The 23679-nt window shown below is 46.0% G+C and carries 22 protein-coding genes and 2 tRNA genes; 12 read left to right on the forward strand and 12 right to left on the reverse strand.

The window, feature by feature from the left end; all coding sequences use genetic code 11:
- Both MC7420_RS41975 and MC7420_RS29530 read right to left on the reverse strand, forming a co-directional pair.
- On the reverse strand, window positions 1-488 hold a 488-nt coding region (locus tag MC7420_RS41975; protein ID WP_063712034.1), incomplete at its 3' end, for a hypothetical protein.
- 68 nt (window positions 489-556) lie between these two features.
- Window positions 557-967: an ArsR/SmtB family transcription factor gene (locus tag MC7420_RS29530; protein ID WP_006105339.1), complete on the reverse strand. Its 411-nt coding sequence runs from the start codon at window positions 965-967 to the stop codon at window positions 557-559.
- 282 nt (window positions 968-1249) lie between these two features.
- Between MC7420_RS29530 and argC the strand changes: the two genes are divergently transcribed.
- Window positions 1250-2308: an N-acetyl-gamma-glutamyl-phosphate reductase gene (gene argC / locus MC7420_RS29535; RefSeq protein ID WP_006105257.1), complete on the forward strand. Its 1059-nt coding sequence runs from the start codon at window positions 1250-1252 to the stop codon at window positions 2306-2308.
- Between the two features lie 396 nt (window positions 2309-2704).
- Entirely contained in the window at window positions 2705-4933 is a 2229-nt protein-coding gene (locus MC7420_RS29545; protein ID WP_044210492.1) for an amino acid permease, read from the forward strand.
- A 16-nt stretch (window positions 4934-4949) separates the two neighbouring features.
- Here the strand turns inward: MC7420_RS29545 and MC7420_RS29550 are convergent, their stop codons facing one another.
- From MC7420_RS29550 to MC7420_RS29570, 5 genes are all read right to left on the reverse strand, one after another.
- Window positions 4950-8039, reverse strand: coding sequence for a UPF0182 family protein (locus tag MC7420_RS29550; protein ID WP_044210494.1), 3090 nt, complete (start codon window positions 8037-8039; stop codon window positions 4950-4952).
- A 169-nt stretch (window positions 8040-8208) separates the two neighbouring features.
- On the reverse strand, window positions 8209-8661 hold the full coding sequence (locus MC7420_RS29555; protein ID WP_198016593.1) for a PIN domain-containing protein: 453 nt from the start codon (window positions 8659-8661) through the stop codon (window positions 8209-8211).
- The gene (locus MC7420_RS29560; protein WP_006105259.1) at window positions 8658-8942 is read right to left on the reverse strand and encodes a hypothetical protein; all 285 of its coding nucleotides are present in this window, start codon (window positions 8940-8942) and stop codon (window positions 8658-8660) included. The genes MC7420_RS29555 and MC7420_RS29560 overlap by 4 nt, the downstream gene beginning before the upstream one ends.
- A 560-nt stretch (window positions 8943-9502) precedes the next feature.
- Window positions 9503-9574: transfer RNA gene (locus MC7420_RS29565), tRNA-Thr, on the reverse strand.
- A 55-nt stretch (window positions 9575-9629) separates the two neighbouring features.
- Window positions 9630-9711: transfer RNA gene (locus tag MC7420_RS29570), tRNA-Tyr, on the reverse strand.
- Window positions 9712-9976: 265 nt separating this feature from the next.
- On the opposite strand from MC7420_RS29570, the gene urtA reads away from it, so the two are divergent.
- The 8 genes from urtA (at window position 9977) to MC7420_RS29610 (ending at window position 19357) form a co-directional block, all read left to right on the forward strand.
- A complete protein-coding gene (gene urtA / locus MC7420_RS29575) occupies window positions 9977-11299 on the forward strand; it encodes an urea ABC transporter substrate-binding protein (RefSeq protein WP_006105337.1) in 1323 nt (440 codons plus the stop codon).
- Between the two features lie 174 nt (window positions 11300-11473).
- A complete protein-coding gene (urtB, locus tag MC7420_RS29580) occupies window positions 11474-12646 on the forward strand; it encodes an urea ABC transporter permease subunit UrtB (protein ID WP_006105285.1) in 1173 nt (390 codons plus the stop codon).
- Between the two features lie 75 nt (window positions 12647-12721).
- A complete protein-coding gene (gene urtC, locus MC7420_RS29585) occupies window positions 12722-13897 on the forward strand; it encodes an urea ABC transporter permease subunit UrtC (protein ID WP_006105327.1) in 1176 nt (391 codons plus the stop codon).
- A gap of 98 nt (window positions 13898-13995) precedes the next feature.
- A complete protein-coding gene (gene urtD, locus MC7420_RS29590) occupies window positions 13996-15135 on the forward strand; it encodes an urea ABC transporter ATP-binding protein UrtD (protein ID WP_006105301.1) in 1140 nt (379 codons plus the stop codon).
- A 744-nt stretch (window positions 15136-15879) separates the two neighbouring features.
- On the forward strand, window positions 15880-16581 hold the full coding sequence (gene urtE / locus MC7420_RS29595; RefSeq protein WP_044210545.1) for an urea ABC transporter ATP-binding subunit UrtE: 702 nt from the start codon (window positions 15880-15882) through the stop codon (window positions 16579-16581).
- Between the two features lie 183 nt (window positions 16582-16764).
- Window positions 16765-18534, forward strand: coding sequence for a sensor histidine kinase (locus tag MC7420_RS29600; RefSeq protein ID WP_006105205.1), 1770 nt, complete (start codon window positions 16765-16767; stop codon window positions 18532-18534).
- A gap of 142 nt (window positions 18535-18676) precedes the next feature.
- Window positions 18677-18925 carry a hypothetical protein gene (locus MC7420_RS29605; protein WP_232231814.1) on the forward strand — a complete coding sequence of 83 codons (249 nt, stop codon included), beginning with the start codon at window positions 18677-18679 and terminating at the stop codon, window positions 18923-18925.
- A gap of 57 nt (window positions 18926-18982) precedes the next feature.
- Entirely contained in the window at window positions 18983-19357 is a 375-nt protein-coding gene (locus tag MC7420_RS29610; protein WP_071777273.1) for a gluconokinase, read from the forward strand.
- A 27-nt stretch (window positions 19358-19384) separates the two neighbouring features.
- Here the strand turns inward: MC7420_RS29610 and MC7420_RS29615 are convergent, their stop codons facing one another.
- The 4 genes from MC7420_RS29615 to MC7420_RS40670 form a co-directional block, all read right to left on the reverse strand.
- The gene (locus MC7420_RS29615) at window positions 19385-20227 is read right to left on the reverse strand and encodes a hypothetical protein (protein WP_006105283.1); all 843 of its coding nucleotides are present in this window, start codon (window positions 20225-20227) and stop codon (window positions 19385-19387) included.
- 89 nt (window positions 20228-20316) lie between these two features.
- On the reverse strand, window positions 20317-20706 hold the full coding sequence (locus tag MC7420_RS29620; protein ID WP_006105323.1) for an alr0857 family protein: 390 nt from the start codon (window positions 20704-20706) through the stop codon (window positions 20317-20319).
- Window positions 20707-20722: 16 nt separating this feature from the next.
- Window positions 20723-21241: an HNH endonuclease gene (locus MC7420_RS29625; RefSeq protein ID WP_006105349.1), complete on the reverse strand. Its 519-nt coding sequence runs from the start codon at window positions 21239-21241 to the stop codon at window positions 20723-20725.
- Between the two features lie 82 nt (window positions 21242-21323).
- A complete protein-coding gene (locus MC7420_RS40670; RefSeq protein ID WP_157453381.1) occupies window positions 21324-21560 on the reverse strand; it encodes a hypothetical protein in 237 nt (78 codons plus the stop codon).
- Window positions 21561-21643: 83 nt separating this feature from the next.
- Between MC7420_RS40670 and MC7420_RS29630 the strand changes: the two genes are divergently transcribed.
- Entirely contained in the window at window positions 21644-22006 is a 363-nt protein-coding gene (locus MC7420_RS29630) for a hypothetical protein (RefSeq protein ID WP_044210550.1), read from the forward strand.
- 67 nt (window positions 22007-22073) lie between these two features.
- On the opposite strand, the gene MC7420_RS29635 is transcribed toward MC7420_RS29630, so the two are convergent.
- Window positions 22074-22952, reverse strand: coding sequence for an Rpn family recombination-promoting nuclease/putative transposase (locus tag MC7420_RS29635; RefSeq protein WP_006105199.1), 879 nt, complete (start codon window positions 22950-22952; stop codon window positions 22074-22076).
- Window positions 22953-23396: 444 nt separating this feature from the next.
- On the opposite strand from MC7420_RS29635, the gene MC7420_RS29640 reads away from it, so the two are divergent.
- Complete coding sequence (locus MC7420_RS29640) at window positions 23397-23597, forward strand: hypothetical protein (RefSeq protein ID WP_006105281.1); 201 nt, start codon at window positions 23397-23399, stop codon at window positions 23595-23597.
- The last annotated feature ends 82 nt before the right edge of the window (window positions 23598-23679 follow it).

A 23679-nucleotide genomic window follows, 5' to 3' on the forward strand; every position in this document is an offset into this window, starting at 1 on the left:
AGCTGGGCGATATTTTCGGGGCTTAGGGTAAGTTTGACTTCGATTTGTTGCTGCTTATCGCGCAATGTGATACTATGATTTTCTCCTTGATAATTACTTTCCCATTGAGGATTAGTGATTTCTATTTTCTGATAGACAACTTCCGGAATTCCCAGCCGGATGACTAAATTTTTCTGAGATTGAGGATAAATATAAAGCTGAAGCCGTTGCGGATCAAGTTCCAGTTTCCAGGGGGTTGTGCTGCGTTCTTGATCTGTGTCCACTTTTTGCCAGTAGAGGGTAATTCCGCGAATTTGGGGATTTTGCAGTTTAAACTCGTCGTCAAACCGCTGCCATTCCCAGTCGATTTCCTGGGCATTTCCACTGGGAGGAATTAGTCGCTGTCTCCATGCAATTTTACGGTTGTTTAGCGCTGTCCAAAATTTACTGATTTTGGTGAGATTTGCGCCATTTTCAGGATTGTCACTATTTTGTTGCCAAGTAATCATTTTTTAGGGAACAGGGAATGGGGAACAGGGAATGGGGAATGGGTAATGGGTAATGGGTAATTTAGAATTCAGTCAGGTTCATCTAGATGTTCGGCGACGGATTGATACAAGTCGAGAACGTGCTGATCTTGAAGATGATAATAGACCTTGCGACCGCGTTTATGATACCGTACTAATCGCATGGCTCGTAGGGTGCGTAATTGATGGGAGACGGCGGATTCGCTCATATCCAGCGCGGTGGCGATGTCACATACACAGAGTTCTGCGATCGCGAGTAGGGAGATGATCCTCAGCCGATTTGTATCACCCAGGGAACTGAACAATTCTGCCATGCGTTGGGCTTTTTCGGTGTTGAGCATTTTTGGCTGCAATGAATCAATCCGCTGGCGTTCAACCTGATGGGGCGGATGACAATGAGGTGTGTCTGTGTCTGGATTAGCAGAAATGTTTGCCTCTGGCGTGGATAATCGGATTGGCATTGAGGTACTATCTCTTGGCTGTGGAATGGTCTGATTTTATGGTAGCTGACTCAGGGGGTTAAGGGTGACGGGTGTTGGGTGTCGGGTGTCGGGTGTTGGGTGATGGGGTGATGGGGTGATGGGTGTTGGGTGTTGAGTGTCGGGTGTTGGGAAAGGTTGAAACTATTGCCTATTGCCTATTGCCTGTTCCCTGTTCCCTAATATCCCCAATCGCTGGTTCAAGCTAAAATGCAGCAAATGTTCATCTGTTTTTGATGTTAACTCTGTTAGGGAAGGAATATTATGGGTGATTTAGGACAATTGCCTGTCGGAATTATTGGTGCTTCTGGCTATGGAGGCGTGCAATTGATACGCCTATTGATGGATCACCCAGGCGTTGAGGTGGTTTATTTGGGGGGAAGTAGTAGTGCGGGAAAGCCGTTTTCTGAACTCTATCCTCATTTGGGTCATTGTGTGAATTTGACCATTGAGGAGATTGATTTAGATAAAATTGCCAGCCGTTGTCAGGTGGTGTTTCTGTCGTTACCCAATGGTTTGGCGTGTCAGATGGCACCGCCGTTGTTGGCGAAAGGGTGTAAGGTGATTGACCTTTCGGCTGATTATCGGTTTAAGAATTTGGAGACCTATAAAACCTGGTATGGGGGAGAACGTAATGACCAGGAAACTGTAGCTTCAGCGGTTTATGGCTTACCGGAATTATATCGCGATCGCATCGCTAATGCGAAGCTGGTAGGGTGTCCTGGCTGTTATGTTACTACCAGTCTTTTGGCACTTGCACCGTTGCTTAAACAAGGGTTAATTCAGCCCGATACGGCGATTATTGATGCCAAATCAGGCACATCGGGGGCGGGGCGTAAGGCGAAAACTAATCTTTTACTCGCAGAAGCGGATAGTTCGGTGGCGGCTTATGGGGTGGCGCGTCATCGCCATACCCCAGAAATTGAGCAGATTTGCAGTGATTTGGCGGGTCATGAGGTGATGGTTCAGTTTACCCCTCATTTAATGCCAATGGTGCGCGGACTCCTGGCGACGGTTTATGCAACATTACGTGACCCCGGATTAGTGCGAGAAGATTTGGCGACGATTTATAATGCATTTTACCGCGCTTCTCCTTGTGTGCGCGTCTTACCCAGTGGGACGTATCCGCAAACGAAGTGGGCATGTGGGACGAATTTGTGTTATATCAGCGTTGAAGTTGATCCACGTACTGACCGGGTGATTGTTATGTCAGTTACCGATAACTTGATTAAAGGTCAAGCTGGTCAAGCGATTCAATGTTTGAATCTGATCATGGGGTGGGATGAAAAGTTGGGATTACCGTTGTTGAGTTTTTATCCGTGATGGGGTGATGCGGTGTAGGGGTGCGGCGGTGCGGAGGAGATAGGGCGGGTTTTGCACAAATGTTATCATCTCATGGCGAAACGAAAATCCCTAAACCCGCCCCTACAAAACTGGTTCCCTCGATCGCAGCAACGGGTCAAAACTACCCCAATCCCCAGATAGAGATTCGAGAGAAATTTTTTTGCTACAGTAGCGAACACGGGTATTTAGTAGAATCAATCGCCCGCTGCTTAAAATCGCTTAAATTAGGGTGTGATATTGGTTTCGTGAGGGTGCTAAAAAGCTATATCTCATTTTTTTTGCTTGTTTACGGGGACGTCAAGATAGAACTAACTCTGTCTTGGCTGAAACAATTTCCCTTTTCTCGTTGGATTGAACCAGGCTTAGGTGCTTACCATGAAAAACCCGTTCCGTCAACGTTCGCAGTCATCTTCAGTAGTTCCCCCTGAACCGGAGAAGGGTTTGGGTACATTTGGGGGGGTTTATACGCCGTCCCTGCTGACGATTCTGGGTGTAATCATGTACCTGCGATTCGGTTGGGTGGTGGGGAATGTGGGTTTATTGGGGACGCTGATGATTGTCACCCTGTCTACGGCGATTACCTTTCTGACTTCGCTGTCGATTTGTGCGATCGCAACAGATCGGGTGGTGAAGGCGGGGGGCGCGTATTTCATGATTAGCCGTTCTCTGGGAATTGAAACGGGCGGCGCGGTGGGGATTCCGCTTTACTTTGCCCAAGCGATATCGGTGGCGCTGTATACGATTGGTTTTGCTGAAAGTCTGACGCTGACGTTTCCGGAATTAAATCAACGGCTGACGGCGATTGTGACAACTATCCTGGTGGCAATTCTGGCGATCGCCTCTGCCCAAATTGCGATTAAGGCACAATATTTTATTATGGCAGCGATCGCGCTGTCTTTGATTTGTTTGATTTTTGGGTCCCCCGTTGACCCGAATACTCAGATTGAACTGTGGGGGGCGAAACCGCAAAACTCTGAACCCTTCTGGACTGTCTTTGCTGTCTTCTTTCCCGCTGTTACGGGGATTATGGCGGGGGTGAATATGTCGGGGGATTTACGCAACCCTAGCCGTTCGATTCCCATTGGTACGTTGGCGGCGGTGGGGACGGGTTATGTGGTTTATATGGCATTACCCATAATTTTAGCCATGCGGGCGGATGCTCTCACCTTAATCGAAAACCCCTTAATTATGGAGAAAATCTCCCTTTGGGGTCCTTCGGTGTTATTGGGGGTTTGGGGGGCGACATTATCGAGTGCGATTGGTAGTATTCTCGGTGCGCCCCGAGTCATGCAGGCGCTGGCGCGGGATGGCATTTTACCTCGGTGGCTGAGGTTTCTGGGAACAGGTTCGGGATCAGAAGATGAACCGCGTATTGCGACGGTGGTTACATTGGGCTTGGTTTTAGTCGCCGTCGCTTTGGGGGATCTCAACTTAATCGCCCCAATTTTGAGTATGTTCTTCCTCACCACCTATTTGGTATTGAATGTGGCGGCGGGAATTGAAACCTTTTTACGTAGTCCCTCCTTTCGCCCCTCCTTCCGGGTGCATTGGTCCATATCCCTGCTGGGGGCGATAGGCTGTTTGTGGGTGATGTTTTTACTCAATGCCATGGCGACGTTCATGGCAGCGATTATTGTATCAAGTGTTTATATTTGGTTAGAACGGCGGGAATTAGAAAGTGCTTGGGGGGATGTGCGTCAGGGTGTCTGGATGGCGTTGGTACGGACGGGAATTAATCGCCTCGACTATACGGCTGATACGAAAAACTGGCGTCCTCATATTCTGGTTTTCTCTGGTGCCCCGACTCGTCGCTGGCATTTGGTGGAGTTTGCCGCAAATTTAACCCACAAACGCAGCTTGTTTACCGTCGCCAGTGTGATTCCCACTGGATCTCGTGATCCAGCCAAGCAATTGGAAATGGAAGCCACGATTCGCGAGTATTTAGAGAAGCGGGGGGTGCAAGGGTTAGCCCGGTTAATTTCTGCCCCTGATCCGTTTATTGGGGCGGAACGGTTAGTTGAGGCGTATGGGATTGGTCCGTTGGTTCCCAATACGATTCTGTTAGGGGATAGTGAACAAGCCTCTCATCGCGGGAGTTACTGTCAGATGATCGCCAACTTGCATCAAGCCCGTCGGAATGTGGTGATTTTACGAGATGTGGAGGAACGGGGATTTGGTCGGCGCAAACGGATTGATGTCTGGTGGGGCGGGTTACAGGCAAATGGGGGCTTGATGTTAATTTTGGCGTATCTATTGCGGACGAGTCTGGAATGGCGCAGTGCCGAAATTAACCTTAAATTAGTTGTCGCCAATTCCGCCGCCGCCCAAGCCACGCGGACGAATGTGGAAAACCTGACTAAACAACTGCGGATTGGGGCGCGATCGCAAGTGATTGAGGCAAAGGGACGCCCCTTCCCAGAAATCCTGCGTCGATCTTCCCAAAGTGCGGATTTAGTCTTCTTGGGTATGGCGAAACCGATGGATGATTATACCAGTTATTACGAACGTTTGCAAGGTTTAGCCACAGGATTGCCGACAACAATATTTGTGTTAGCCGAACCCGATTTTGCCTTCTCGGAAGTGTTACAGGAGGGGGGCGTGTAGGGGTTTGGTAGACCACTTATCCCCCTTCTAACGGCAAAGGGGGTTCCTCTAGGGGACGAATAATCGTGGGGGCGGGTTCTTGTTCAGGTTGCTGAAAGATTCCCTCCAGCGCCTTTTCTAAACTTTCCGCCATGATAATGCGATTTTCATAAACAACAATGACCCGCGCTAAAATAGGTAGGCTATTGCGTTCGGCTTCCAGGTAAAGCGGTTCGACATACAGTAAGGATTGCTCAATCGGAATCACCAACAGATTCCCCTGAACCGCCCGTGAACCTTGACGATTCCACAATGAAATTTGCTGAGAAATGACCGGATCTTGATTAATTAGGGCTTCAATTTGTTCGGGTCCGTAAATCAGTTCTTGTTTGGGAAACTGATATAAAAATAATTTGCCATAATTCTCACCATCTGAACGCCCTGCCAACCAAGCAATTAAATTATTACGTGCCTGAGGTGTAAAGGGATGGAGGAGGATAAACTCTTCATTCGTCGCCGTTGGCAGTTTCATAATCAGATAATACGGTTCCAGGGGTTGCAACTCTGTGCCGTAAATCTCTTGGGGAATTCGCCATTGATCCTCCCGGTTGTAAAATACTTGGGGGTCAGTCATGTGATAGGTGAGCAACCGTTCCGACTGAACACTGAAGATGTCTACCGGATAGCGAATATGACGCCGCAGCGCCGGAGGCATAGCATCTAAGGGTTGGAATAGCCTGGGAAAAATCTTCGTCCAGGTTTGAATAATTGGATCGTCGGGGTCGGCAACATAGAATGTAATCGTGCCGTGATAGGCATCAATGACGACTTTAACCGAGTTGCGGATATAGTTAAATTCATTATCACCCGGGTCAGAATAGGGATAATTTTCGCTGGTGGTGTAGGCGTCAACAATCCAGTAAAGATAGGTTTGATCCGTTTCTACTTCCCCACCCTGAGGATTAACACTGACAATATACGGATCGCGATCATACCGTAAGAACGGCGCGATCGCCCGAATCCGTTGGTTGATGTTGCGACGGAATAATACCTTGGTTTCCGGCGTAAAGTTGTCCGTAAACAGCATCTTCCAATCTTTGAGATACTCGGCAAACAACAGCCTGCGCCATAGTGAACTAATCTGCACACCCCCAGTGCCATCGTAGGTATTGTAAACATTATCCTCACCACTGGGATAATCGAATTCCTGCACTTTAGTGGGAGTCATCACATAATTTTCAGTGAGTTGTCCGTAGTAAATTCGCGGCGCCCCAATCGGAATACTTTCGCGAATCAGTTGGCTAGACGTGGATAAATCACCGCCAACACCGGGATCAGCACCGGTGCCAATATCTTTAACAAAATAGTTAGGCAATCCGCCACTACCCACCCGATTTACAGGACTCATCGTAAAGCCATAGCCGTGGGTATAAACTAAGTGTTGGTTAACCCAGGTTTGGGCTTGTTCTGGCACTGATTCGTAGGATAATTCCCTCGGTGCAATAATCACTTGTTGCTTTTCAATCGTGAAACCGGGTGTGGGTACAGTTAGGGAAATCTCTGTGTCTTCTGCTTCTAGTTCATCGCCTTCTTCTCCCGCAAAGGAAGGCGGAACCCCCGTCACTTCTAACGGTAGCCTGTAGCGGTCAATATCAGCGTCCGGGAATTCGTAGTAGAGACGGATACGTTGTAGCTGACGATTAGTTTGCAGGATGGGACGAGCATCCCAGAGGCGGATATTGCGAATCGTTAAAACATTTTCATCTAAATCAGCACTGGTGAGTTCGCCTTCGGGGTCAAAGATTTCCACATTGATACTATCCAGATCAAACGCCGCTCGACTCAGTTTGATACTGCGTTCAATATAGAGGCGTTCGCGTTCTAGTTCATTCGGTTGCACGCCAAACCGTTGCACCGTCGCCGGGATTAGCCAACCTGCGATCGCGACCATGATCACATACAATCCCAGTAGGGAGAGTGTTCCCTTGCCACTCCTGTGCAGCGACTTAAACCCGATTATCGGTCTCAGGAGTAAAAATAAAGCAATCCCCAGGGCGAAAATACTTAACCCTGTATTAATCGGTAACTGTGCCTTAACATCGGTATAACTAGCACCATAGGTAACGCCACGAGTGGAATACAGCAGTTCATAGCGCGATAGCCAATAATGGAACGCTACCGTCGCCATCGCCAAGGAACCTAATCCATGTAAATGATAAAGTTGATGATCAGAAAATCCGGGAAACCGCCCATGAGACAGGCTATTTCCAGATACTAAATAGGTTAATGTTACGGCGACTAAACCAAACAGACACAGCCCCCCCAGCCAAAAGTTCAATAGTTGCAACACTGGAAGTTTAAAGACATAGAAACTAATATCTGTGCCGAATAAAGGGTCATTCGCATTAAAGGCAGTTGGCTGGAAAAACTGCAAAATCCTGCCCCATTGTCCGGATACCACTAAGGCAAAAACCACTGAAAAAACAACAGCCATCGCCGTTAACCAGAATTGGGAATTAACCACCAATGCGATGACAATGATAACTAAACCAATGAGTTGTATTATCTGTACCAGCAGCCGTAGCAATACATCGTGTATGGAACTCCAATCAAAAGGAGTTGGTAGGGGTGGGGTGACACTGGGTAAATTAAAATCAGCTTGCCAAAGGGAGATAGCCACTTCGCCGTAATGGAGTAGCATAATCCCCACGAGTACGTCGAGGCATAGTACGATGGGCAAGAGTAATCCTAACCGCAGCGCTAACGCTCCTTTTTCCAGGTTGAAGGGTTTAGAGTCTTGTGTAGGAGTCTTTGGTAGGGTTGGATTGAGTTGAGTAGTCCCCGGAGGTATCCTAGTGGGGTTACCAACCTCCTTGGCGATAGCGGCGGGGTATTTCAGCCGATTGGCGAGAAACAAATTACTGAGTAAAAATCCGGCGGATAAGCAGCCAACAAATGCCCACAAACCTAGCTGAGTCCGCAAGCGTAACCAGAATGCTGACAAATAGTCAAGCTCAATGAACCATAAAATTTCCGCAACCAGGTGAGCCAGCAAATCCCAGGCTAGCCACAACCCCAGAAGCACGATGATGACTTGAAAAAGGCGGTTCCAGATGCGTTTAAACATTTTGCGGAGTGAGCAGCGATAGTATCCTCTATCCCAAGTTTATCTGCCTTGTGCATTCTACCCTTGTCGATTGCCAAATTAAATGACATCTGTAACAAATTAAATGTCAAGAGGTTCAATAGGGTTAGTGAAGAAGATTAAGTTGTGTCAAAAAGTTGCATGATGGCGATCAATTGGGGGTAATGTTTTGCCACAACTCAGCTGCTATAAACCTAGACAAATGCCCCACATTCGTTGTTGCAATGACAACATCTGGAATTGCTAGAGTCATTGCTTGAGCAATCAAAATCATGTCGCCGTCAATTGTTTTATCCCCTGCTGTTGGTTGTCCTTGCTGACGAGCTTGCGCCCAAAGCTGCGCTGCTTGACGCATTGTAGTTGTTGTAATCGGCAAATACTCAAAAGCCTTTGCCAAATCGTCTAAACGAGCAACGCCTTTCCTCTTGCTTGCCCGTAATAACTCACGCCGAACTTCATAGTCTGCAATCTCCGGAATGAGAACACGGCTCCCTCTTGTTATGTGGGCTTGAAGCCACTGAGCACAAGCAACACTCTCAGCAGAAAGTTTGGGATTGGTGACTAGACCCAGTGGTCCTGTATCTAACACAATGACTCGATTCACCAAGTTATACCCTTCAACTCAGACGGAAATAACTTGCGCTCAGACAATCGATCATCATCTAGAGCATGAATTAAATATAGACCTGTCTCTTGCTGTTCCTGATCATCCTCATCATCTATCCAAGACTGAAGTAAATTAACCGCCTCAGTTTGCTTTTGTTTCAGGAGGAGAGAACTTACCAGAAGCTGCAACGCTACAGCTTCTACCGAAAGCCCTTGTTGATTGGCTTCCTGTAGAAGATACTGCTCTAACTCTGGCGATAGATTAAGGGTTAGCGTCATAAGTCTCCTGAAGATATGCTCTACTATTTTAGCCCTACGAAGTTAAAACCCACACTGATACTTGGCAGAATTCCTGGAATATTCTGGGTATTCCAGCAGCAACAAGAGTTAACGACCCAGAGGGTCTGCGTCAAAGTAGTAATTTTGCAATACGATTCTACCCATTCCTCTGCGCTAGACACTGCCCAAATCAACAGTAAATCTTCAATAACAACCTTAATCGGTAGCTTACGGGAAACGATGATCCAGTCCAGCAACCAAGGCGGTTTGAAAGTCAATTGCCGGCTCGTGACCGGACATGATATTATCTTGCTGTGTTAGAGCAATTGCCAAAGCCATCATTCTTTTAGCCGCTTCCCGGCGTACCTTTAAAAAGGCATCTCCGCATCCAGCAATAAAAATATTTTGATTAGAGCAGGGCTACAGTACTGTGTATCAGTTCTATGCCTTGGCAAGGAAATATCCAGTTTTTGATGTCAGATGCCTAAGGTATTACGTCTAACTACAAAATGTAGCCAGCTATAAGAACGGTAAATTAAGGGTTTTATAGATACGCAAAAAGCCCGTGACGAGGATTGAACTCGTGACCTCACCCTTACCAAGGGTGTGCTCTACCACTGAGCTACACGGGCATATTTATATGGACGCTTCTAGTACACATACCCTCTAAAAATTAGAGTTATGTGATGGGCCGAGTTGGATTTGAACCAACGTAGGCAAAGCCAGCGGATTTACAGTCCGCCCCCATTAACCACTCGGGCATCGACCCCTTTCGTTCACAGTTATTAATACTAGCACAACTTTTAATTTGTGTTCAACTTTTTTTCGGACTTCCCCATCTCAGCCATCTTCCCGAATGGGCGCAATGCTTGCGCCCCTACAGCGCAGTCATCTAAGCGCTCTGCTCCATCTGCCTCGTCTCGCCATTTTGTATCAAAAATAACAATTCCTCAGATAAGCTCGCTCTAATATCACAGCTTAACCTTGTTTATCTCTATCAACCCACGGAATTAGCCGAGGAATATTTTATACAAATGGTTAGACGATTAGGGCGACGCAAATTTTTGATCTATGGCTCCGCCACATTAGGCACCAGTATTCTCCTCAAAGCCTGTAGTGAGCCGCCAGCACCGGATACCACAGGAGAGGCGACAACCTCTGACTCGGCGGCGGCTGGTGGTAATGGTGACACGATAAAAGTCGGGATTCTCCACTCCCTCAGTGGCACAATGGCGATTAGTGAAAAAAGTGTCGTGGATGCCGAACAACTCGCCATTGAGGAAATCAACGCTGCTGGGGGTGTCCTGGGTAAGCAGATTGAACCGATTGTGGAAGACGGTGCCTCAGATTGGCCCACATTTGCTGAGAAAGCCAGAAAGCTAATTGACCAAGATAAAGTCGTTTCCGTTTTTGGCTGCTGGACATCTGCTAGCCGCAAGGCGGTATTGCCCGTCTTTGAAGAGAAAAAACATATGCTCTGGTATCCTGTGCAGTACGAGGGTCAAGAGTGTTCTAACAATATCTTCTATACAGGCGCGGCTCCGAATCAGCAGATTGAGCCAGCCGTGGATTGGTTGCTAGAGAATAAGGGCAAACAATTCTTCCTGATTGGTTCTGACTACGTGTTCCCTCGTACCGCTAATACAATTATTAAGGCACAGCTTGCAGAACTGGGTGGCGAAACTGTTGGCGAGGATTACTTGCCTCTAGGAAATACAGAAGTTACCCCAATTATTACCAAAATCCGGGCGGCTTTGCCAGACGGGGGTGTTATTTTTAATACTCTCAATGGTGATAGTAATGTGGCTTTCTTCAAACAGTTACAGGGTGCAGGGTTAACCCCGGATAAGTATCCGGTGATGTCGGTGAGTATTGCTGAAGAAGAAGTCAAGGCAATTGGTACAGAATACCTGAAAGATCAGTATGCGGCGTGGAACTACTTTCAAACCGTTGACACGCCAGAAAACCAGGAATTTGTCAATGCCTTTAAAGCAAAATATGGTGAAGACCGAGTGACTAATGACCCGATGGAAGCTGCCTACATTGGCGTTTACTTATGGAAGCAAGCGGTCGAACAAGCGGGAACGGCTGATGACTTAGAAGCTGTTCGCAAAGCGGCTTATGGTCAGAAATTTGAAGCCCCAGAAGGGATGGTTACAATGAATCCTAACCATCACCTCTCGAAGATGGTACGGATTGGAAAAGTGGGAGAGGATGGTCTGTTTGAAATTGTCAACGAAACGGAAGCGGCTGTTGAACCCGTTCCCTGGAATCAATTTGTTGCCGATACTAAGGGATTAGGTTGTGATTGGTCTGATCCGAGTAAGGGGGGTAAATACAATTTAAAAGACGTATAGCGCTACGCCCTAGGCAATGGGCAATAGGCAACACCTCGACCCTTCGACAGGCTCAGTTGCCGCGCTCACCGTCGAAGCCTCACGCCGAAGTCCTGTCGAAATTCAGGGTCAAGCGATTTAAATTTTTCTTTTTTTGTCCTTGTCATTCCTGACCAACAATCAACGTAGAAAATTGTGCTAGCAGGACTTTTAGATAGTCTCTATGGCGGTATCAGTATTGGCGCTGTTTTATTAATTGCAGCGTTGGGATTAGCCATTGTGTTCGGACTCATGGGTGTGATCAACTTGGCACATGGGGAGTTGATGATGCTGGGTGCTTATACGACCTTTGTTGTCCAAAATTGGTTTAAGTCTCTGGGGGAACCGTGGTTTGAAACCTATATCTTATTTGCCATACCGATCGCGTTTCTGGTAACCGCCCTGGTGGGATTGATTCTGGAACGGGGTGTCATCCGCTTTCTGTACGGGCGTCCCCTGGAAACCTTGCTAGCAACCTGGGGCGTTAGTCTAATTTTGCAGCAGTTCGTCCGCAGCGTAAATTGGGTGATGGTGATTGGCATTGCCCTATTTTGCCTGCTGTTTTTTGGGGCGCTGTGGGTAATATCTCGTCGGGCAGATAGAGAGAGGATTCGCTCTTGGGCAATCCCGATTATGGTGGTATTATCCCTGGGAATTGCCTTTACGATTGGCAAGGTTTTGAGTGAAACATTCGAGCTAGCGTTAACTAAGCCTTGGTTTGGCACTCAAGGTGTTGATGTCACCGCGCCAACTTGGATGCGGGGAGGGTGGTTAGTTGAGTTACCCGAAGGCAGCTTTCAGTTATCGTATGTCCGATTATTTATTATTGGGCTAACGATTCTTTGTATTACGGGAATTTACCTATTCTTGCAGCGTTCAGCTTGGGGATTGCGGATTCGCGCTGTAACTCAAAATCGGAGTATGAGCGCTTGTTTGGGAATTCCTACGGGTAAGGTTGATGCGTTAACCTTTGCTATTGGTTCGGGTTTAGCGGGGGTTGCAGGTTGTGCGATTAGTTTGCTGGGTTCAGTTAGCCCCAATACAGGTCAGGATTATATCGTCAATACGTTCATGGTGGTGGTGGTTGGCGGCGTTGGTAAATTGGTGGGTTCGATTGTGGCGGCGTTAGCGATTGGGACGATGAATTACCTGATTGGTTCGGGCATACTGGCTTTGCTTTTTCAGCCCATTGAGCCGTTATTTGATTTGTTTACCTTCTTTGCCACCACCAGTATGGCAAAGGTGATGGTGTTTGCCTTAATTATTATCTTTCTGCAAATTCGACCGGGCGGGATTTTCCCACAGAAAGGACGATCCTATGAATTGTGAGGGAAGTGTTCCCTATTCCCCATTGCCCATTGCCCATTCCCTATTCCCTGTCCCCTGTTTCCTGTTCCCTGACACATGACATCTGACTCAGTAATTGAAATTCCCGGAATAGACCAACGGCGAAAGCGTCGTCAATCCCTGCTGATTGAAGGGGGTGTGGTTACTCTAATCGCCCTGCTGCTAATTATTGTGTTTCCCCTAGTTTTGTCTGACTTTCGCCTGAGCTTGTTGGGGCGATTTTTGGCATTGGCGATCGCAGCTTTGGCAATTGACTTGATTTGGGGCTATACCGGACTTTTAAGTCTGGGTCATGGCATCTTTTTCGCCTTGGGGGGGTATGCGTTGGCAATGCACTTGACATTAGCCCCCTTGGAAGGCGATAGTTTACCAGAATTCATGAGTCTCTATGGGGTGGATAAATTGCCCTGGTTTTGGCAACCCTTTGATTCCTTTGGATTTGCTGTCTTTGCCGTTATTATTGTTCCGGCTGTCGTCGGGGGTTTGTTTGGCTATCTTGTCTTTCGTAACCGGATTCGAGGTGTTTATTTTTCTATCCTTACCCAAGCGGCGACGATTGTATTTTTCAATTTCTTCAATGGTCAGCAGAAACTATTTAACGGTACGAATGGTTTGACCAATTACCAAACCTTACTGGGGGCTGATGTGAATGCCACCCGAACCCAGTTTATATTTTATACCATTACAATCCTGTTGCTGGTTGTCTCTTATGCCTTATGTCGCTGGCTGACTCAGGGTCGTTTTGGGTACTTGCTGGTGGCGATTCGCGATGATGAAAATCGGGTGCGGTTTTCGGGGTACAATCCCACAGGATTTAAGGTGTTAGTCTTTGCCATTTCTGCGGGGTTGGCGGGAATCGCGGGTGCAATGTTCACGCTGCAAACGGGGATTGTTTCACCGAAGGCGATGGATATTGCCTTTTCGATTGAAATGGTGATTTGGGTGGCGGTTGGTGGTCGTGCTACACTCGTGGGCGCAATTCTAGGGGCGTTGGTGGTTAATTTTGCTAAAAGTATTTTAAGTGAAAACTTTGCCGAAAGTTGGTTATTTTTCCAAGGCGGATTATTTTTGTTGGTGGTGACAGTATTGCCCAGTGGAATTGTCGGGTGGTGGCGGTATTCCGGATATCCGGTGTTGCTGAGTTTATTTGGAAAGCGAAAAGAGGTGATTACATATCCCAGTTTAGAAGAAGACCCGGAGGTGCAACGTGAACGAGAGGAAATTAGTCATTAGTTTTATGGAACAGGGAACAGGGAATGGGGAATAGGTAATTCTAGTAAATATCATTGTCATTATTCCTTTGTCATTAGTCAGCTAAAGTCTTGCTAAACATGAATCAACAAATTTTAGCCATTGAAGATTTAACTGTTAGTTTTGATGGCTTTAAGGCACTCAACACCCTCAACTTCAGTATGGATACTGGAGAGTTACGGGTGATTATTGGACCCAATGGTGCGGGAAAAACCACGTTTCTCGATGTGATTACGGGGAAAGTTCAGCCCACTAGGGGACGAGTTCTGTTTAAAGGACGCAATTTGCGGCGCAAATCGGAAGATGTGATTGTGCGGATGGGGATTGGTCGTAAATTTCAAACCCCGCGAGTTTACCTCAATCTAACGGTTCGAGAAAATTTAGACTTAGCCTGTAATCGCCGTAAAAATGTTTTTTCAACGCTGTTTGGGCGTCCTGCTGCATCGGAACGACGCACGGTGTTAGGGTTATTAGAAACAATTGGTTTAGTTCCAAAAGCCGATTTACAAGCCGATTTACTTTCCCATGGGGAAAAGCAACGGTTAGAAATTGGCATGTTGGTGGCGCAATCCCCGGATTTATTGCTGGTTGATGAACCTGTGGCTGGGTTGACTGATGAAGAGACTGAAAATATTGCTGACTTACTGATCAATTTAGCCGAGAGTCATTCAATTATTGTCATTGAACACGATATGGAATTCGTGCGGCTGATTGCCCGTAAGGTGACGGTGTTGCATGAGGGTTCGGTGTTATGTGAAGGGAGTATTGATGAGGTGCATAATGACCCCCGTGTGGTGGAAGTGTATTTAGGGCGAGAGTCCTCGATTAGCGCCCATCAAATGAAACTGCTGCGAATTGTCACCGCAATGGCTTGGTCTGATGGGGATTTAGCCCCGGAAGAAGCGGAGTTAATTATTGCTCGCTTGAGTCAATTGTTTTCAACGGATAGTGAAGAACAGAAGAAGTTACAAACCGAACTCCGGGATTATTTAGCCGCTAATGTTGATATTGATGAATTGGTGGCTCAAATTGAAAATCCTGAAGAACGGGAGTTAATTCTGAAGTTGGGGTATGAGGTGATTAATGTTAGCGCTCGCACGCCTAATGAACCGACGATTAATCAACAAGAAGCAGCAGCCTATAAAGAACTGATCAAGCTTCTGGATTTACCGGAAGTCGTGGTGAATCGTTTGGAAACAGATACCGCCGAGTCGTTGTGATTGATGATCGTGAATCATAAAATGTGTTTTTTGTCAAATTTATTTCTGAATAAGCTCAAAAAATTTTGTCATTGGGGTATGCTTGTATTTTGAGAGTTTTGCCGACGCTAGCCAATAAAATAACGCCAGAGTAATGGTTTAAAGCCTGTGTTTTTGCAAATTAGCTACAATTAGCCTATGTTACCATGCTATACAATTTTTAATATATCATACTACAGCCAAACAACAACGTCAAATTGGGCTTTTCCAGGGACTGCTGCTGCCCGGTCAAAATCCCATAACATTTACAAAATCAAATTTTAAACTTTAAAGTTAAAAGTTTTATTTATAATAGCTTCAACCTATAATACCAGTTCAGTTATCGGTGGGGAGGGCGGGTTTTGTTGAAATGTTATCGGTGAATAGCTGATTTTAATCCCTAAACCCGCCCCTACAAACTACGAATACCCGTTCAGTTATCGGTGAGAAAAGGCGGGTTTTGTTGAAGTGTTATCGGTGAATAGCTGATTTTAGTCCCTAAACCCGCCCCTACAACCTACGAATACCAGTTCAGTTATCGGTGAGAAAAGGCGGGTTTTGTTGAAGTGTTATCGGTGAATAGCTGATTTTAGTCCCTAAACCCGCCCCTACACTAATTCTTGAGTGATGCTGCACTACACTAAGAATACCAATTAATCGCTTCTAGCTATGAGTCAAACTGACCAAGTAATATCTAAAATCGATCATCAATCCTCAACTCAGCTAATGCTGCAAATTAGGGATGTGAATGTTTACTATGGCGAAAGTCACATCCTGCGGGATGTCGATTTAAGTGTACCCGTCGGACAAATGGTTTGCCTGATTGGACGTAATGGCGTGGGCAAAACAACATTACTGAAAACGATTATGGGGTTGCTCAAACCTCGAACAGGTACAATTACCTTAGCCGAGCAACTGATTACCCATAAATCCCCAGATCAACGGGCAAAATTAGGCATTGGTTATGTTCCCCAAGGGCGGGAGATTATTCCGCGCTTAACGGTAAAAGAAAATCTGTTGCTGGGGTTGGAAGCCTGTCGTCGGGGTAGAGGGAACAAAGCCGAGATTCCTGAAGAGATTTTCAGCTTATTCCCCGTGTTAGAATCCATGCTATCTCGCATGGGCGGAGATTTAAGTGGAGGACAACAGCAACAACTTGCGATCGCGCGGGCGTTAATGGGGAAACCTCGATTATTGGTATTGGATGAACCCACCGAAGGGATTCAACCGTCGATTATCTTAGAGATTGAAGCCGCTATCCGCCAGATTGTCAAGTCTACAGGCATTTCTGTGCTATTGGTGGAACAGCATCTGCATTTTGTGCGACAAGCGGATTGGTACTACGCAATGCAAAAGGGAGGTATTGTCGCATCAGGTTCAACCAGCGAATTGAGTCAGCAGGTGATTCAGCGCTTTTTAGCAGTTTAGTTTTAGGGAACAGGGGGAGATGAGGGAGATGGGCGAGATGGGGAAGATGAGGGCGAATGACAAATGACAAATGACGAATGACTGAAACACCAGATTCACAGGATTGACATCTAAAAATTTTACCTTGGAGAGGAAAAGGGTGCTTTGTCTATAGTAAAACAATGACAGTATCGCATTTGCCTTATGCATCACTCAGAATCAGGTATTCTTTCTAACCATCCAGGTGTCGCGACTCCTTCCCCGCCATCGCGTCGCTTTCTTCTGTTTGCTAATCCTGTACTTTGGATCAATCGTATCAGCCGTCGTTGGAGTATTCATCAAAAAATTGGTTCTGGCTATTTTTTAGCGGTGAGTATTGCTGTTTTTGGAACAGCGACAGGATTAATCGTGGGAGAACATTATGATGATAGCGCCAGAGAGTCGTTAGAAATTACCCAGGAACGACTGGATATGTTAGGAAATTTAGAAAAATCTTTTTTTACTATTCAATTGTACCAAGAACGACTAACCTATTTATCAGAAAATCAGTCTTTAGAAGCTGATTTTATTGTGAGATTAAATGAAACTTTAATAAAAAGCAATAGTCAACTCGCCCAATTACAATTTCATTTAAAAACTCATCGTCAATTACCCAGCGATTATAAGAACTCGCCAAAAGATATATTGAATTATTGTGAGCGGGGTTTAGACACCTATCATCAGATCGTTAGCTCTCTTTTAGAAAGACTTAATTCTGAAACGCTTACTCCCAGTCAACTTCAAACGATTCAACCTTTTTTTGTAAAAACGTTTAAAAGCGAACTGATTCCCCAGTTTGAAACAATTTCAGCAAGTTTAGACAAGCTCGTTCGCTTAACGGAAATTCAGCAACAGCAGGCAAAGGCTAAATTTAAGGACGCTAAGATATTACGGGCTAGCATCATTGCAGGGAGTATGATGCTATCAATAGGAATTGCCGCTGTTTTAGCCATCTATACCAGTCGTGCGATCGCCCGTCCCATTCAAGCTGTAACTCTTGTTGCCAAACAAGCCACTCAGGACGGTAATTTTGACCTACAAGCACCCGTCATGACTGAAGATGAAATTGGAGTTTTAGCCACGTCTCTGAATCATCTTATTCAACGAGTCGCTACGCAAATTCGCGACTTACAGCAAGCCCAAGCTCAACTGATTCAAAGTGAAAAAATGTCCAGTTTGGGACAGATGGTGGCTGGACTTGCCCATGAGATTAATAATCCGGTGAATTTTATTCATGGGAATCTGACATACACCCAAGAGTATACCCGTGATATTCTCGAACTCTTACATCTGTATCAGCAGCATTATCCCCACCCTTCAGCAGAGATTCAAAGGAAACTTGACGACATAGATTTGCAGTTTATCCGTGAAGATTTACCCAAAATTATGAACTCCATGCAAGTGGGAAGCGAACGCATTCGCCAAATCATTTTATCCTTGCGAAACTTCTCTCGCCTCGATGAGGCAGAAATGAAACGAGTTGATCTTCATCAAGGAATTGACAATACACTTTTAATTCTAAATTCTCGCCTGACTCAGAATATTAAAGTCATCAAGCAGTATGGACAAATTCCTTTAATTGAGTGCTATCCAGCCCAACTCAATCAAGTGTTTATGAATATTATCAATAATGCCATTGATGAACTCAGTGTTGAGTCAGGTTTGGCAAAACGACAGATTTTAATCCAAACCCAACAAATTGCTCCCAATCAAATTGAAATCAAAATTCAGGATACAGGTTCGGGGATTCCTCCAGACATAAAACCTAAAATATTCGACCCCTTTTTTACAACCAAGCCCGTTGGCAAAGGAACAGGGATGGGTTTGGCTATCTCCTATCAGATTATTGAGAAACATCAGGGAAAAATAAAGGTAATTTCAGAACTGGGTCAAGGTTCAGAGTTTATCGTCAGTTTACCGATTAAGCCGGAGTAATTCCGTAGATTATACAGTATGCTCTCAGCGATAACTTTCATTTTTACGTAGATCCACGGTTTCGTTGAACTGGTATGATTCCTATAATCTTCCTAGTTATATGAGGAACAGTAAAACGATGTATGAACGCGACTTAATACCAATGAACAATCAATCTACTCCTGTAGATACGGTTTGGCAAGCAGCGAATACCCTATCAACAGAGGAAAAAGCGGAACTGGTAGAACGGTTACTGGGTCAAGAATCGGGATTAATTGTCATATCCGCCACCAGTCATCTGGCTGACTATATCATCGCTCAGACTAACCTCTTATCCAGAACAGGTTTGGCGTATGTATGGAGAGCGATCGCGAATCGGATGATTGGCGAAGAACATGATCCTTGGGGTTAACTATGCGACTCCAGCACGTTAGGAAAATCACCACGATTCAGGGTGCTATTCTGGTGAATGATTATAATTGTAATGGGAGTTTCTGGCTCTGGCAAATCTAGGGTAGGTCAAGCCTTAGCTCAACGCTTGGGATGGGAATTTCGGGATGCTGATGACTTTCATCCTCAAGCCGCAAAAGAGAAAATGAAACAGGCAATACCCCTCAACGATCAAGACAGACAACCTTGGTTAGAGGCGATGCAATCAGCCATTGATCGGTGGATAATGGCAGGTAAAAATACAGTATTAGCCTGTTCAGCACTCAAGTCAAGTTATCGTCAAGTTTTACAGATTCAAGATTCACAAGCTCCCTCTGCTTCCAGACGCGCCATGGCGCGTCTCTACATTGCTTCCCCTGCTCCCCCTGCTCCCCCTGCTCCCTCTGCTCTCTAACCCACCACAAAACTTATTCAGCAGACCCTAATTACCCCCATTTCCCGGCGAACAATCGGGTAACTCACTAGCGGGAACCACTGAATCGGAACTGGCAAATCCTTGCAATTTTTGTTTATAATCAACTAACTGTTGGCGAACGTCTTGGGAGTCAATCTGACCGATCATCCGATTGACAACATTAATCGCTTGTGACCAGTTTTGAGTACAGACAGCTTGTCGCAATTGGGCATTGAGGTTAGCTGAAGGGGGACTAACTGTTCCGGTAGCACCTTCCGGAGTAACTGTTCCGGTGGCTCCTCCCGCCAGTCGGAAGGAATTAAAAAAGCCCTGAATACTCTTTTGCAAGTATTTTTCTTTGGACGTACCGACTCCTAATAAATAGACCCGTTGATTGACTAAATAAAGCCGATATCTACCAACAACACCTTCAGAGTGCTGCATTCTAAATGCTTTGCCAGAATAATTATTTAAATTAATCGTTTGCTGATTTAATAGTTGACCCGCCATACTTTCGGATAATCCCAGCACTACTCCGGTTAAAAACTCATTGATTTGACCCGAAGTTTGGAGCATAGTGCTAAAATCCCCCGGTAAATCAAAGTAAGCCACCAAATAGTTCGCTTCGTTGGGACGTTCAACGGTAAATGCATTCAAGTTCAGTGGAGCTAATTCAGTGTTGATTGTGTCCTGTTCTTGGCGAGGTGTACCGGGCATTAAGACAGTGAAATTGCCTTCGGCTGAGGAGAAGGGTTTCCAGATGGATTGGGCGACTTGAATCGGGGGTTCAGCCCGCCCGATTCCCGGTGTTGCCGATCCACTCACCAGCAAGGTGGTGATTAAGAATGGGAGTAGTACCTTGGTATTCATGGCTCTATTTATTTGGCAAGGTTATCAGCCTCACTTTAGCCGAAAAAGACGTATACAGAAAAGGCGCACTACTGACAGTGCGCCCTCGCTTATTCATTGATAACAGAGGCATAAGTTTGCGACTCCTGCCACAGTTTGCAGAGAAAAAACTCAGTGCGATCGCTCAGCTTGACCACAAAGACACCCTCTTCACCCTGGGGATTAGAGGTCATCCAAGTGCCTTTCAGGGTAACTTCGACATAATCAGCATCGCAAATCGACAGAGAAATCTCATCGATTATTTGTTGCCGAATCGCCTTTTCTAAGTCAGCCAAGTGAGGCATATCCACAGGCAGTAAAAACGAGGCGGTGCTAGATTCGACCCAGAGGCTGGACGCGGCTCGTAGAGCCAACATGACCCGGGCAGTCACCCATTCCTCTAGAGAACCCGCTAGACGCTCGAGGTAAAAGCTATTTTCGGTGTAGGTAAGTTTCAGCATGACCTGATATCTCCTATTATTCCAGGTGGACGTGCTGTTCGCGCCAGAACTGTTCGGCAAATGCCACAGTGGGATGCATAGGCGCTTTGGGCTGGGTGAGTAGAGTCATTCCCGCTTGCTGGGGTGTGCGATCGCCTTTTTGACTGTTGCACGATTGGCAGGCAGTAACTACATTGTCCCAACCATGGTTTCCGCCCTTAGAGCGGGGGATAACATGGTCGAGGGTGAGCCGTTTGGGGCTACCACAGTATTGGCAACGATGCTTGTCCCGACGTAAGACTTCCCGGCGATTTACGGGCGGGACTTTCCATACGCGATCGCAATTAGCTTTGGTCAAGCGAATCTGTTCGGGAACCAGCACGACTAAGCTGGGTGAATGCACCGGATATTCTTGACCCTTAAACCAATCTAGCGGTTCGGCTTTGCCCGTAATCAAAAGCGTCACCGCCCGCTTCATATTGACTCGACTGAGGGGTAGGTAGTTCTTGGAGAACACCACCACTGAACGCCTTAATCCGTCAGTTACACTCGTCACGATTTTTACTCCTTGTTATAAGAAACCCCGCTGCTGTTTGAGTCAGAGCGGGGGATTTGAAAAACGGTATGGTTTTCTTGTCCTATATCGGTACGGCTTGGATGCGCCTGTACCTCCCGCTGTTGTAATCCGGTTTTGGATTGATGGTTGTTAAATGCTCAGCCTCAGAATTAAAGAGGGTTCCGATTTGGGCTGTACCCTGTTCTATCCAGCGATATCCATCCCCAATAAAAAACTCCACCGACAAACCCGCTGAGCGCCAATCGCCGAGGCGACTGGTATCAGGGCAAGGGGTGGAGAAGGATAGATGAAGGCTCACAGGAGGTAATTTGTTTCAATACTGCTTTTTAAATACTACACTTGTATTACGAACCTGTCCACATTGTTGAGGAAAAAAACATGATACGTACTGCGCCTAGGACTTCAACCACTGACATGGAAGTCACCAGCATCCGCTTGGAGAGAGAGTTAAAGGAGAAGCTCAAAGATCTGTCAGGCAACCAAGGCTATCAAGCCCTGATTCGAGATATCCTCTGGAACTATGTCCAGCATAAGTCAGGCGATTATCGACCCAACTTTTCCGTCTACGATATCAGAGCCAGCATTCGGGCTACCGCGCAGCAAGAAGAACGGTGTGTACTCACGGGCAAGTTTATTCAACCCCAGGAACCCATGTTATTAGGACTGACGTTTAACGGCGATATGGTGCCCCTCAGTCTGGAGAGTATGCCGCAGGAGACATCTAGAGCTAAAGCAGCGCGTTAGGCATTCATCTAATGAAAATGCGCTGTAGGGACACGACATGTCGTGTCCCTACTATAAGTAAGTCCCCTTACAGTTCCTCAATCTCTTTTCTAGTAAATCCTGTTGCTTCTGTGATTGTGTCAATATCAGTTCCTTTTTGTTTTAATATTCTGGCTATGTTAATCTTTTCTTGCTGTTTGCCTTGCTCTATACCCTCCTCAATTCCCTCTAATCTTCCCTCTGAGCGCGAACCTTCGATTAGACTGACTTCATAACGCCGATTCTCCATAAATCTCAGGTAGTTCGCTCTTTCTTCTTCGCTCAAGCTATCGACGAGTAAATTTTCCTTCGCTTCCGCTAAACCTTGGGCTGTAAACTCCTCTTTGATTTGGCTCTTTTTCAAGAAATAGATCCATTCGTCTAAGGTCGTCTTAGCTACGTCGTTAAAGTTGTTGACTTTAATCACATAATATTCGGGAAAAATCTCATAGACATCTTGGATATTAAACAGCTTCTGCTGGTTTATTGATAGACCCAACCTGTCTTCTAAGTGAAGACCCCGAAAATCTAATGTCCCTTTGTAAATATAATCATCACCCTGTCCCAGAGAAAAGTAGACGACATTCACTGAATAAACTTTTTTGACCTTCCCATAAGGCTGCCCTTTTTCCAGGAAGTCAGTAATTAATCTCGCTGTGCCATAGAGCATCCGATGGAAATAATCTTGCTCTGTATTGTTTTGCACTTCAATGAGAATCAATTCCCCCTGGTCATTTTCAGCCAGAATATCGACTCGATTTAGCTTGTCATCCTCGGCTTGTTGATTGCTTTCACCTTCGAGGATTGATTGGATCTGGATGGGTTTCCCCAATAACTCACTCAAGAACCCTGCCAAAACACCATAATTAGCTTTGTTTCTCAGTAATTTTTTAATCGCCCAATCAAATCTGATGTGTGTTTGGGACATAACGGGATTGATGGAAACGTTTACCTAATCTATTGTGACAGATTTAGCCCTAATCATTCAAGATAATGGCTCTGTTGCCAATCTACTGGACTGACACAGCTAAAATTGTGGGATAGATTTACGGTTAAATTGGGCGCACGTCGGTGCGCCCCTACAATTCTAATCCACCAAATAAGGTGTGCCACGCCACTACGTTCCTTCGCGAACCATGACAGATTCTACCTTAGACTGCAACTTGGTATCAAAGCCTTCTCAAGAGCAGGAGAGAGGTTTGGAGAGAGGTTTTCCAGATCCCGACGAAAAGTAAGCCCTACTTACCCAAAAAAATCTCTGTGTCACCCACTCACCACTATTTAGTGCAAGAAGGTAGAATTTCTGCCTTGCGATAGTACAGCTTTGCCGATGAAGGGGTTAAGGTAAAGCTGTTGAAACGATTAGGCTGTAATGAGTTCAGACCCAAATAACACATCACCGGAACAGGAAAAGGCTCTAGAGCAAACTCCAACGGTTGACCCAAAGGATTTAGCAATGAAACCCGGTTATATTGCCGATCGCGATGCTGAGGAAACCGTAGACAATCCAGCTGTAACCCCGCAAATGCCCAATGATCCCAGTGATGATCGGGGAGATTTAAGGCGGGATTGACGACAACGGAATTTCCCTGATCTCAGACGTTCCGGTGGAACGTCTCTACTGATTGGTTATTTTAGAGGCGCTCTAACTAATC

It is taken from the genome of Coleofasciculus chthonoplastes PCC 7420, assembly GCF_000155555.1.
GTDB lineage: Bacteria > Cyanobacteriota > Cyanobacteriia > Cyanobacteriales > Coleofasciculaceae > Coleofasciculus > Coleofasciculus chthonoplastes_A.

Coding starts and splice junctions, on each gene's coding strand:
- MC7420_RS29530 (WP_006105339.1), bottom strand. CDS start 967: ATGCCAATCCGATTATCCACGCCAGAGGCAAACATTTCTGCTAATCCA.
- argC (WP_006105257.1), top strand. CDS start 1,250: ATGGGTGATTTAGGACAATTGCCTGTCGGAATTATTGGTGCTTCTGGC.
- MC7420_RS29545 (WP_044210492.1), top strand. CDS start 2,705: ATGAAAAACCCGTTCCGTCAACGTTCGCAGTCATCTTCAGTAGTTCCC.
- MC7420_RS29550 (WP_044210494.1), bottom strand. CDS start 8,039: ATGTTTAAACGCATCTGGAACCGCCTTTTTCAAGTCATCATCGTGCTT.
- MC7420_RS29560 (WP_006105259.1), bottom strand. CDS start 8,942: ATGACGCTAACCCTTAATCTATCGCCAGAGTTAGAGCAGTATCTTCTA.
- urtA (WP_006105337.1), top strand. CDS start 9,977: ATGGTTAGACGATTAGGGCGACGCAAATTTTTGATCTATGGCTCCGCC.
- urtC (WP_006105327.1), top strand. CDS start 12,722: ATGACATCTGACTCAGTAATTGAAATTCCCGGAATAGACCAACGGCGA.
- urtD (WP_006105301.1), top strand. CDS start 13,996: ATGAATCAACAAATTTTAGCCATTGAAGATTTAACTGTTAGTTTTGAT.
- urtE (WP_044210545.1), top strand. CDS start 15,880: ATGCTGCAAATTAGGGATGTGAATGTTTACTATGGCGAAAGTCACATC.
- MC7420_RS29600 (WP_006105205.1), top strand. CDS start 16,765: ATGCATCACTCAGAATCAGGTATTCTTTCTAACCATCCAGGTGTCGCG.
- MC7420_RS29605 (WP_232231814.1), top strand. CDS start 18,677: ATGAACAATCAATCTACTCCTGTAGATACGGTTTGGCAAGCAGCGAAT.
- MC7420_RS29610 (WP_071777273.1), top strand. CDS start 18,983: ATGATTATAATTGTAATGGGAGTTTCTGGCTCTGGCAAATCTAGGGTA.
- MC7420_RS29615 (WP_006105283.1), bottom strand. CDS start 20,227: ATGAATACCAAGGTACTACTCCCATTCTTAATCACCACCTTGCTGGTG.
- MC7420_RS29620 (WP_006105323.1), bottom strand. CDS start 20,706: ATGCTGAAACTTACCTACACCGAAAATAGCTTTTACCTCGAGCGTCTA.
- MC7420_RS29635 (WP_006105199.1), bottom strand. CDS start 22,952: ATGTCCCAAACACACATCAGATTTGATTGGGCGATTAAAAAATTACTG.
- MC7420_RS29640 (WP_006105281.1), top strand. CDS start 23,397: ATGAGTTCAGACCCAAATAACACATCACCGGAACAGGAAAAGGCTCTA.